Source organism: Pedobacter polaris (assembly GCF_005116505.1).
GTDB lineage: Bacteria > Bacteroidota > Bacteroidia > Sphingobacteriales > Sphingobacteriaceae > Pedobacter > Pedobacter polaris.
In genome coordinates this window covers 954,657-968,140 of the sequence record NZ_SWBR01000002.1, presented here as the reverse complement: position 1 = coordinate 968,140, position 13,484 = coordinate 954,657, and the positions used below count along the sequence as shown (strand labels likewise).

The 13,484-nt window shown below is 42.7% G+C and carries 1 protein-coding gene; it reads left to right on the top strand.

Annotated elements, in window-relative coordinates; all coding sequences use genetic code 11:
• The first annotated feature begins 1,350 nt into the window (after positions 1–1,350).
• Positions 1,351–13,467 carry a DUF7507 domain-containing protein gene (locus tag FA048_RS10210; protein ID WP_136840490.1) on the top strand — a complete coding sequence of 4,039 codons (12,117 nt, stop codon included), beginning with the start codon at positions 1,351–1,353 and terminating at the stop codon, positions 13,465–13,467.
• Positions 13,468–13,484 lie beyond the last annotated feature (17 nt).

The window sequence follows — 13,484 nt, the reverse complement described above, 5'->3', positions numbered from 1 at the left end:
AGTCATGACACTTAAACTAAGCACTAAAACATTCCTATTCCCCACTGCCAAGAGCGTAGGGATGAAAGAACGGCGGGCCATGCGTAGGCCTGTGCGTGGAAGCATCGTTCTTTCTTGATGTTTTTGGTACTTTTTTCATCAAGAAAAAAAGGACTAGGGCTTTCGGCGCCCATGAGCCGAGGCAAGGTTGTGCGTAGCCATTTAACTAAAGGAGACTTCGACAGGCTCAGCATGACAACTAAATAACAACTCTAACGCTCTTTGCCGCGAGGCAACCTTCTTTGAAGGGCAAAGAAGGCAAACCCTTTTGGCTTCTCCTAGGCAACCTTGCGCTCTAGCCCTCTCACAAAACTTGCAAACACAGGCTACGGTTTTGCTGAAGGGCAAAACAGCTATGCCTTTTTCCACCCTCAATGCCTTCATTTGCCAGTTTTTTCTCCGTTGCTGGATAAGCCCCTGCGTGCTATCAATGTTGGAAGAAGGGAAAGTTGATGCAATAAACAGCAGGCTATGGGCTTAACCCACAGTTATTTTAGGAGCAGAGTCATGACACTAAACTAAAGCACTAAATATCCCTATTCCCCACTGCACCAAGAGCGTAGGGCCGAAAGAACGGCGGGCCACGCGGGAGCCTGTGGGTGGAAGCATCGTTCTTTCTTGATGTTTTTGGTACTTTTTTCATCAAGAAAAAAAGGACTAAGGGCTTCGGCGCCCATGAGCCGAGGCAAGGCTGAGCGGTGGCGTTTTAACTAAAAAAGTGCTTCGACAGGCTCAGCATGACAAACTAGTTAGATACAGCAATTAAAATAGCAGCAATGACGGTTGGGTAGTTTGTGCTAAGCTTTAATCTCTTATCTTCTAAATACCATGTTTCATCAATTATTTATTGGTGCTCAACGACAATCTTGAAAAATCAATTTAATAGCGTTTATATTCATACTGGATATTTAGAATGGTGTATGAACTCTTGGTTAACAAGATGAAGTTACTATCGGTAACTCCATATAAAAGGGTATAGATTATTTCACAAGACTGCATTGCTTCTTTATTAGCATAATTTATTCACCATTGATATTAGTCAGCTTCAGAACAGATTTTTGATACTATTGACATTAGTTTTCATTTATAATTGTAGAGATACCATTATTCAACGAAGGTTATCTAATCCTATCACGTCTAAAAGGGGGTATTAGCGTTTTCAGCTCTATTTCACAGTTTCTTGATTAAAAAGGGTTTTATTTATTCTATTCAACCCTGTGGGAAGGACTACTCCCCACAGGGTTGATTTATTTTCGCTGATTTGCAAAAGTACATTTGCGGCGTTTAATTACGAATAAAACGCTGTCGAGTATGAAACTATTTTACAAACGCATTCTACTTTTATTTATTATCCTAATTGGGATGATTTTTGCAACTCCGGTTTTTGCTGAAGGATCTAAAGATTTTTATCCTTCGGGTGTTTCAGGAAATAGAGCTTTCTTAGTAAGTACGACTACTTATCCAGGGGGATTTATTTCCGCAAATAGTTACCCATTTTTAACAGAAGGCGCTCATTACGCTTATGTTAAAAATGGAGAAACAATAGCAGCCGCCTCTAGTGCACAAAACGTAAGTAATGGACGCATTAGGCTTACTGCTCCAGATGGTACCGTATATACCTCAACAAATACTGATATTGGTCGTATTTATAACCATGCAGTGAATGTACCTGCAGCTGGGTTAGCGGCAATGGCCACTAACCGTGCGTCTGAATTGGCTGGTTCAAGAATTGGATATGCCCCTTTTGAAAGAGTTGCTAGTGCAGCCCAAGAGGGAGTTTGGAAGATAGAATTTATATCTCCCAGTGCTGGTGTGTCTACAAGCCCTGTAACTATTGATGCTGATGCGAATTGGGCTCAAGCAACAAATGCTTCAGTATCTGCATGGGATGTATCTGTATTTGCAAATGCTGTTACCACAACCCCTGTAACAGGGAGAATTTATTCAAATGTTTTGAATCTGATGTTACCTCAAACATGGAACGCTGGGGAAGGTTTTTATGGAAAGCATTATGTATTAACAAAAGATGGATATGCCTATTTGGTAAACGAAAATGGTTTAAATGGAGCAGCTTACACATTTTTCGTTAACAGTAAGGGTTTTACTAGTGCCGCTGGTGGTGCAGGTAGTCCTACCTATAAAAGCTTAAATTCCTCTACGGTTAATGTTTTTGTTAAAGATCCTCGAACAGCTGATAATGCTAATGGAATAACCCATAAGATATTTTATAATAAACCAGATGATACCAATCTCCCGGCAACAGCAACATTCGCCGATGGGGGAACTACTTGGTTAAAACCAGCTAGTGTTGTAGTTCCTACGGTAACTAACATCGTCTTTGAGGGGGTGGAGAATTCTGGTTCAAATGTTAGTAGTAAAGGAGCAAATATTAAATTTGATTCAAATGTTAATGGTACGTACAAAATTTTAATTCCAGGTGGTGGGAATTTTATAGATAGGGTGTTGACAGGTACCACAGTTGCTGGGAACAATACCGTGGTTTGGGACGGAGCTGCAGGCTTGTCTGTGGCAGACCCTGTCAGTCCAGGTATCAAAGTGCCTCCTGGTACTGTTTTGAATCAAGTAAAAGTTCAATTATTTGGAGCAGAGGTGCATTTCCCATTCATTGATGTGGAGATTAATCCAAATGGGTTAATTATCGAGCAATTAACAACCGACGGTGCTTATAATCTTGTTGCCGGTGGAGATATTGTATATTGGGACGACAGCAATGTATCTAATGCTGGTACTCCACCTAACCCTAAAAAAGCTGTATTAGGGATATCAAATATCAGTAGTAATGCGAATGGGCATAAATGGGGTGCCAACCCAGGTGCGGGAGCAGGTGATTATGGTAATGAAAAGTCGCTTGATACCTATACGTTTGTTCCGGGAGCAGAGATAACAAAAGTTATTGCTGTTACCATTGCACAGGCAGATTTAGAAGTTACCAGTATTACACCTTCTGTAACTAACCAAACTGTAGGGAATACAGTTACTTATACTGTAGTAATTAAGAACTTAAATACAGCTGGTGTAAGTGTGAGCGATGTAACAGGCGCTACATTTGGTTTAGAATACCCAACTGGCTTTACAGTGAACTCTGCGGTATTAACCGTAAATACTGGAACCATTGTTGAAAGTTCACCAACTACGACAGCCACTAAATTTTCTTCTACTTTAAGCATGACTTCGGGTTCCCAAGCTACTTATGTAATTACAGGAACAATAGGAGCAGCCTTAAAAAATACAACACTTACACCTAGAGCAACCATCTTGCGTCCAGCAGATATCGCCGATCCAAATGCAACAGACGAAAGTACGCCAACATTTTCTGGCAATGTGGATACAGAATGTGATGGAAATCCAAGTGGAGTAGGGTGTAATAATATAAAATCACCAACTGGTGTTACCATCCCGAATTCTCCACCAGTTGGTGTGCCTAACGTAAGTAGTACTAATATGAACACTACATTAACAGTGGCTGATGGTGCAACAGGAACAGGCGGGGATTTATTGGTAAATGATACTGATGCTGATGGAGATGCACTTGTTGTCACTAAGTTTACTGTTGCAGGTTCTGCTGGTGACAAAACGTTAGGTGGCGCTGGCTTTTTAATTCCTGGTCAAGGAACAATTACCATCAACGCAAACGGTAGTTACTCGTTCGTTCCGGTAACCAACTTTACTGGTGCGGTTAATACGATTACTTACACGCTAAGTGATGGAACTGCTACGACAACAACCACTTTAAATATAACAGTAAATGCAACAAACAGCGCTCCAACAGGAGTAGCTAATACAAATACCGTTGCAGAAGATGTAACTTTAACAGTTGCCGACGGTGCTACAGGCGTTACTGGAGATTTATTGGTAAACGATACAGATCCAGAAAATGATGTACTCACGATTACAAGCTATACCATTGCAGGTATTGTAGGTACGCAAACTGTTGCTACACCTGTACTGATTCCGGCGGTTGGTACGATTACCATCAATGCAAATGGTTCCTATACTTTCGTTCCAGTTGCCAACTATAACGGCACTGTTCCACAAATTACCTATACGGCAACTGATGGCACGGCTACGGCAACTTCTACTTTAGATATTACGGTAACTCCGGTTAATGATGCCCCTGTGCTGACTGCCAATACCAACACTGTTGCCGAAGATGTAACGTTAACGGTAACTGATGGTGCTACCGGTGTAACAGGAGACATCCTAGTTAACGATAGCGATGTTGATGGCAATACATTAACTGTAGCTAGCTATACCATTTTTGGTGTGGTGGGTACAGAAACAGTAGGTACACCAGTGGTGATTACCAACGTAGGTACCATTACCATTAATGCGAATGGTTCATACACATTCGTGCCAGCACTTAATTACAATGGCAACGTTCCTCAAATTACTTATACCGCAACTGATGGCACCGCTACAGCGACTTCAACTTTAGATATTACGGTAACCCCTGTTAATGATGCACCAGTAGCCGTTAACAATACGGGCAATACCAACGAAGATGTAACCTTAACAGTAACCGATGGCGCTACAGGTGTAACCGGTGATATCTTGGTTAACGATACCGATGTTGAAGGCAATACATTAACAGTTGCCAGCTATACCATTGCAGGCATTATAGGTACGCAAACTGTAGGCACTCCTGTGGTGATTACCAACGTAAGTACCATCACCATTAACGTAGACGGAAGCTACACGTTTGTGCCGGCGGCTAACTATAACGGTGCAGTTCCAGTAATGACCTATACGGTTACTGATGGAACGGCCACTGCTACGGCAACCCTAACCATTACCATTAACCCTATAAACGACACCCCTGTTTTGGCGGCCAACACGAATACGGTCGCCGAAGATGTAACCTTAACGGTCGCCGATGGAGCTACAGGTGTAACCGGCGACATCCTGGTTAACGATACCGATGTTGATGGAAACACATTAACAGTTGCCAGCTATACCATTGCAGGCATTGTAGGTACGCAAACTGTTGCTACACCTGTACTGATCCCAGCGGTTGGTACCATTACCATAAACGCGAACGGATCTTACACTTTCGTTCCAGTTGCCAACTATAATGGCACTGTTCCACAGATTACCTATACGGCAACTGATGGCACGGCTACCGCTACCTCAACTTTGGATATTACGGTTACACCGGTTAACGATGTACCAGTGCTTACTGCCAATACAAATACTGTTGCCGAAGACATAACATTGACTGTTGTTGATGGCGATGCTGGAGTTACCGGAGATATACTTGTTAACGACAGCGATATTGATGGAAACACATTAACAGTTGCCAGCTATACCATTGCAGGCATTGTAGGTACGCAAACTGTTGCTACACCTGTACTGATCCCAGCGGTTGGTACCATTACCATCAACGCGAACGGATCTTACACTTTCGTTCCGGTTGCCAACTATAACGGCACTGTTCCACAGATTACCTATACTGCAACCGATGGTACGGCTACCGCTACCTCAACTTTAGATATTACGGTAACGCCAGTAAATGATGCACCAGTTGCTGTTGCAAACACGGGTAATACCAATGAAGATGTGACCCTAACTGTTGCCGATGGTGCTACTGGTGTAACTGGAGACATCTTGGTTAACGATACCGACATAGACGGCAATACCTTAACGGTTGCCAGCTATACCATTGCGGGCATTGTGGGTACGCAAATTGTTGGCACTCCTGTTGTAATTGCAAATGTTGGTACAATCACCATCAACGCGAATGGAGCCTACACTTTTGTACCTGCAGCAAACTATGATGGAGCAGTACCAGTAATTACCTATACTGCAACTGATGGCACTGCTACAGCGACTTCAACTTTAACTATAACGATTAATCCTATAAACGACGCACCAATTGCGGTCGCAAATACCAATACTACATTAGAAGATACAAATTTGACTGTTGCTGATGGAGCAACGGGTGTTACAGGAGATATATTGGTAAATGATACAGATGCAGAAGGAAATACCTTAACTGTAACAGACTACAGCATAGCTGGTATAGCAGGTACCCAAACTGTTGGTACTCCTGTAATTATAACGGGAGTAGGAACAATTACAATTAATGCAAATGGAAGTTACGCTTTCCAACCAGTAGCCAATTATAATGGTGCAGTGCCTTCGATTACTTACAACATTACTGACGGAAATGGAGGAACTGCTACCAGTACACTAGCTATTGCTATAACTCCAGTAAATGATATCCCTTCATTTACAAAAGGTGCTGATCAAGTTATCGCAATTAATTCTCCTGCTCAAACTGTAACACCTTGGGCAACTACAATTAGCAGTGGGCCTGCAAATGAAAGCTCACAAACCCTAAACTTTGTAGTTACAAATGATAAAAACGGTTTGTTTACCACTCAACCGGCGATAAGTTCTACGGGTGTTTTAACCTACACTCCAGCTGCTGGTCAGTACGGTAAAACAACGGTAACAGTTTATATCCAAGATAACGGTGGTACAGCAAATGGAGGTGTAGATCAATCTGCCACTCAAACATTTGTAATCAGCGTTAAACCTGTTGGAGTAACAGATACAGATATCACTCCAATTAACACAGCTACAACTACAGTGGTAACTGCAAATGATGGTCCAAGTGGGATAGGTACAACCGTAATTCCAGGTGGCACAAATCCAACCAATGGATCAATTACCATTAACCCTGATAAATCTATTACCTACACACCTAACAACGGTTATGTGGGCAACGATACTTATACTTACATTTTGGAAACCCCAGATGGTGTAAAATCAGATCCAATTACAGTGAATATTACTGTTTACGATCCAAAAATTACATTAGCTAAAGAAGGTATTTACAACGACTTTAATGCAAATGGTAAAGTAGATGCTGGTGATAGAATTAACTACACTTTTGTAGTAACCAATACGGGCACGGTTCCAGTAACAAACATTACCATAAGCGATCCCGCTGCAACTATTACTGGTGGTCCAATCGTTTCACTTGCTGTTGCTGGGGTAGATAACAGTACTTTCACTGGCTTCCATACTTTAACACAAGCAGAAATAGACAACGGAGGTGTGTTCAACCTGGCTACGGCTACAGGAAAAGACCCTAAAAACAATAACGTAACCACTACTTCTAACGATCCTACACCATTGTCGCCAACCGATCCGAACTATCCGGTTACACCACCAACACCGGCATGTCCAACCTGTACCGTTACTCCAATCTTACAGACAGGGGCGATGACCTTGGCAAAGGATGGTTCATACAACGACTTTAACGCAAATGGCAAGGTAGATGCTGGAGATCGCATCAACTACACCTTCGTGGTAACCAATACTGGTAACGTAACGTTGACCAATGTTACCATTACGGATGCAAATGCGACCATCACAGGTGGCCCGATTGCTTCATTAGCGGTTGGTGCATCAAATAACAATACTTTTACAGGTTATCATGTATTAACCCAGGCTGATATTGATAACAGCGGGGTTTACAACTTGGCAACCGCGAAGGCAAAAGACCCTAAAGGCAAGGATATTACTACTACCTCAAATGATCCAACACCTTTAGATCCAACCGATCCTAACTATCCGGTTACGCCACCAACACCGGCCTGTCCAACCTGTACCATCACACCGATCGTTCAGACCGGCAGCATGTCACTGGCTAAAGACGGTTCATACAATGACTTTAATGCAAATGGCAAGGTAGATGCTGGCGACCGTATCAACTATACCTTTGTGGTAACCAATACAGGCAACGTAACGTTGACCAATGTTACCATTACGGATGCAAACGCAACCATTACTGGTGGCCCGATTGCTTCATTGGCAGTAGGTGCATCAAACAACAATACTTTTACAGGTTTCCATACCCTAACCCAGTCTGAAATTGACAATGGGGGTGTTTACAATTTGGCTACCGCTACAGGTAAAGATCCGAAGGATAAAACGATCACTACTACTTCGAATGATCCAACACCTTTAGATCCAACCGATCCTAACTATCCAGTTACTCCACCAACACCGGCCTGTCCAACTTGTACCATTACCCCAATTGTACAAACCCCAAGTCTAGCTTTAATAAAAGACGGCTCATACAATGACTTTAATGCGAACGGCAAGGTAGATGCTGGTGATAGAATTAACTACACTTTTGTGGTGACCAATACGGGTAACGTAACGTTGACCAATGTTATGGTAACCGATCCTTCAGCAACCATTACTGGTGGTCCAATTGTTTCACTTGCTTCTGGAGCAGTGAACAGTAATACTTTTATCGGCTATCATGTATTAACACAGGCAGAAATTGATAACGGAGGTGTGTTCAACCTGGCTACGGCTACGGGAAAAGATCCTAAGAACAATAACGTAACCACTACTTCGAACGATCCGACACCACTGTCGCCTACAGACCCGAACTATCCGGTTACACCGCCAACACCAGCATGCCCGACCTGTACTGTTACACCAATCGTACAGACAGGGGCTATGACCTTGGCAAAAGATGGTTCATATAATGACTTTAACGCGAACGGCAAGGTAGATGCTGGCGACCGTATCAACTATACCTTTGTGGTAACCAATACGGGTAACGTAACGTTGACCAATGTTACCATTACGGATGCAAACGCGACCATCACAGGTGGCCCGATTGCTTCATTGGCGGTAGGTGCATCAAATAACAATACTTTTACCGGTTTCCATACCTTAACCCAGTCTGAAATTGACAATGGAGGTGTTTACAACCTGGCTACGGCTACAGGTAAAGATCCGAAGGACAAAACGATCACTACTACTTCGAACGATCCGACACCTTTAGATCCAACCGATCCGAACTATCCGGTTACGCCACCGACACCGGCATGTCCAACCTGTACCATTACTCCAATTGTACAGACAGGTGCATTGACCTTGGCGAAAGACGGTTCATACAACGACTTTAACGCAAATGGCAAGGTAGATGCCGGAGACCGTATCAACTATACCTTTGTGGTAACCAATACTGGTAACGTAACGTTGACCAATGTTATGGTAACCGATCCTGCTGCAACCATTACTGGTGGCCCGATTGCTTCATTGGCAGTAGGTGCATCAAATAACAATACTTTTACCGGTTTCCATACCTTAACCCAGTCGGAAATTGACAATGGAGGTGTTTACAACCTGGCTACGGCTACAGGAAAAGATCCGAAGGACAAAACGATTACAACTACTTCGAACGATCCAACACCTTTAGATCCAACCGATCCTAACTATCCGGTTACTCCACCGACCCCAGCTTGTCCAACCTGTACCATCACTCCGATCGTTCAGACCGGCAGCATGTCACTAACAAAAGAGGGTGTTTACAGTGATGTTAACGGAGATGGAAAGGTTAACGTGGGCGACCGCATCAACTATACCTTCGTGGTAACCAATACTGGTAACGTAACGTTGACCAATGTTATGGTAACCGATCCTGCTGCAACTATCACCGGCGGACCAATTGCTTCATTGGTAGTAGGCGCAGTAGATAACTCGACCTTTACAGGTTATCATGTATTAACTCAGGCTGATATTGATAACAGCGGGGTTTACAACCTGGCTACGGCTACAGGAAAAGATCCGAAGGACAAAACAATCACAACGACTTCGAATGATCCAACACCTTTAGATCCAACCGACCCTAACTATCCGGTTACGCCACCGACACCAGCTTGTCCAACCTGTACCATTACACCAATCGTACAGACAGGTGCAATGACCTTGGCGAAAGACGGTTCATACAATGACTTTAATGCAAATGGCAAGGTAGATGCTGGTGATAGAATTAACTACACTTTTGTAGTGACCAATACTGGTAACGTAACGTTGACCAATGTTATGGTAACCGATCCTGCTGCAACCATTACTGGTGGCCCGATTGCTTCATTGGCAGTAGGTGCAATAGATAATTCAACATTTACAGGTTATCATGTATTAACACAGGCTGATATTGACAATAGCGGAGTTTACAATTTGGCTACCGCTACAGGTAAAGATCCGAAGGACAAAACGATTACAACTACTTCGAACGATCCAACACCTTTAGATCCAACCGATCCTAACTATCCGGTTACTCCACCGACACCAGCTTGTCCAACCTGTACCATCACACCAATCGTTCAGACCGGCAGCATGTCACTGGCAAAAGAGGGTGTTTACAGTGATGCCAATGGAGACGGAAAGGTTAACGTGGGCGACCGCATCAACTATACCTTCGTGGTAACCAATACAGGAAATACCACTCTTACTAATGTTATGGTAACCGATCCTGCAGCAACCATCACGGGTGGTCCAATAGCTTCACTGGCAGTAGGCGCAGTAGATAATTCAACCTTTACAGGTTACCATGTATTAACTCAGGCTGATATTGATAACAGCGGAGTTTACAACCTGGCAACAGCGAAGGCAAAAGACCCTAAAGGCAAGGATATCACTACTACTTCGAACGATCCAACACCGTTAGATCCAACGGATCCTAACTATCCGGTTACACCACCGACACCGGCATGCCCAACCTGTACCATCACACCGATTGTACAGACAGGTGCAATGACCTTGGCAAAGGATGGTTCATACAATGACTTTAATGCGAATGGCAAGGTAGATGCTGGCGACCGTATCAACTATACTTTCGTAGTGACCAATACAGGTAACGTAACATTGACTAACGTTAATGTAAGCGATGTTAATGCAATAATTACTGGTGGTCCAATCGCTACACTAGCAGTGGGAGCTACAGATAATACTACATTTACTGGCTACCATGTATTAACTGCAGCAGAGCTAGACAATGGAGGAGTGTTTAACACCGCAACTGCAACTGGTAAAGATCCGAAGGACAAAACAATCACTACTACTTCGAATGATCCAACACCACTTGATCCGACAGATCCGAATTATCCGGTAACGCCACCAACTCCGGCTTGCCCTACTTGCACGGTTACACCAATCGTTCAAACTGGTAGTATGAGTTTGGCCAAGGAAGGTGTTTACAATGACTTTAACGCTGATGGAAGGGTTAATGTAGGCGATAGGATTAACTACACCTTCGTTGTAACCAATACTGGAAATACAACACTTACCAACATCACTGTTACAGATCCTAGTGCAGTAATTACGGGTGGTCCTTTGGCAACACTTGCCGCTGGTGCCAGCAATAATAGCACATTTACCGCTTACCATATCTTAACACAAGCTGATATTGATAATGGAGGAGTATTTAATGTGGCAACAGCTAAGGGTAAAGATCCTAGAGGAAAAGACATTACAACTACTTCTATTGATCCAACACCATTAAATCCAACAGATCCAAACTATCCGGTTACGCCGCCAACACCGGCATGCCCAACCTGTACTGTTACACCAGTACCACAAATTGGAAGCATGAGTATAGCAAAAGAAGGTACTTATAGCGATACCAATGGCGATGGTAAGGTTAACATCGGCGACCGTATAAACTATACCTTCGTGGTAGCCAATACTGGAAATGTAACCTTAACAAACATTACCGTTACAGATGCAAATGCAGTTGTAAATGGCGGTCCGTTAACCACACTTGCAGTGGGTGCTAGCAATAACACTACATTTACTGCTTACCATATCTTAACACAAGCAGATATGGATAATGGCGGAGTATTTAACAGTGCTGTAGCTAAAGGAAAAGATCCTAAGAACAAAGACATCACTACTACTTCTAACGATCCAACACCTTTAAATCCAACTGATCCGAATTACCCTATAACGCCACCAATACCGGTATGTCCAACCTGTACAGTTACACCAATTGTACAAACTGGCAGCATGACACTATTAAAAGATGGTGTTTACAATGATACCAATGGCGATGGTAAGGTAAATGTAGGCGATCGTATCAACTATACCTTCAGGGTAACCAATACTGGTAACGTAACTTTAACCAACATTACAATTGCAGATGCGAATGCCACCATCAATGGAGGTCCTTTAGCCTCACTAGCTGTTGGCGCAAGTAATAGTACAACCTTTACCGGTTACCATGTGCTTACACAAGGAGATATAGATAATAAAGGTGTGTTTAATACCGCAACAGCAACTGGAAAAGATCCTAGAAACCAAACGATTACCGTTAATTCTACAGATCCGACACCAGTGGTTCCTGGTGCTCCTGAATATCCAATTAATCCACCAACACCGGCATGTCCAACCTGTACTGTTACACCAATTGTACAAATAGGATCGATTGCCCTAGTTAAAACGGTAACAAATACTGGAACTGGCGCAGGTGGTAATTTTGTATTAGGTGATGCAATTCAGTATACTTTTACCATTACAAATACTGGTAATGTTACTTTGAGCGGCATTACTTTAACAGATGTTAAATTGGGTACCGGAACAATAGCGATACCAGGTACACTTGCACCAAATGCAACAGCTACAATAGTTAGAACCTATACGGTTATCGCTTCAGATATTGCAGCAGGTAATGTAACAAATACGGCTGTAGTAAATGCAAAAGATCCGGCGAACAACCCGATTACTGATGTTTCTGGAAGTACTACAACTAACAATACACCAACAGTAACATCTTTGGCAAAACCACCAGTAGCAAATAATGATGCTGCAACTACACGTCAGAATGACCCTGTTACAGTTACCGTAGTTACAAACGATGTTCCGGGTAGTACACCAATTGCTCCTGCTACAGTAGTAATCACGGTGCAACCAGCTCATGGTACCGTAAAAGTAAATGCAGATGGTACGGTAACCTATACACCAAACCCTGGTTATGTAGGTACAGACACTTTTACTTATACTGTGAAAGATGCAAATGGACAAACCTCTAATCCGGCAGTAGTAAACCTAACAGTGGTGCCAAGTAATCCTAAAGCAACAAATGATGCTGCTAAAACAACATTTAACACTCCGGTAACCATTCCAGTGATCTTAAATGATGTGAAAGATGGTGCTGACTTCGATCCGGCTACAATTGAGATCATAGGACAACCTCAACATGGTACCATTAAAATTAATGCTGATGGAACCATTACCTATACACCAAAAGATGGTTACACCGGTACAGAAACCTTTACTTATAGAGTAAAAGATAAGTATGGCAACTGGACAAATGCAGCCACTGTAACTGTTTTAGTGGAAGGTACATTTATACCGAATGTAATTACACCAGATGGTGATGGCAAGAATGACTACTTCGTTATTGTAGGCTTGCCTAACTATGACAGGGTAGAAGTAGAGTTCTATAACCGTTGGGGTAACCAGGTTTATATCAATAACAATTATAAAAATGATTGGAATGGCGAAAGACTGAATGAGGGTACTTACTATTATACCATTAGACTTAGAAAAGGAAATACAGTTTCTGTTCAAAAAGGGTGGGTATTAATTAAACGTTAATCGGTCAAATTGCACAA

Bases quoted from the DNA above. Each gene is read 5' to 3' on its own strand.
- FA048_RS10210 (WP_136840490.1), top strand. From the start codon at position 1,351: ATGAAACTATTTTACAAACGCATTCTACTTTTATTTATTATCCTAATT.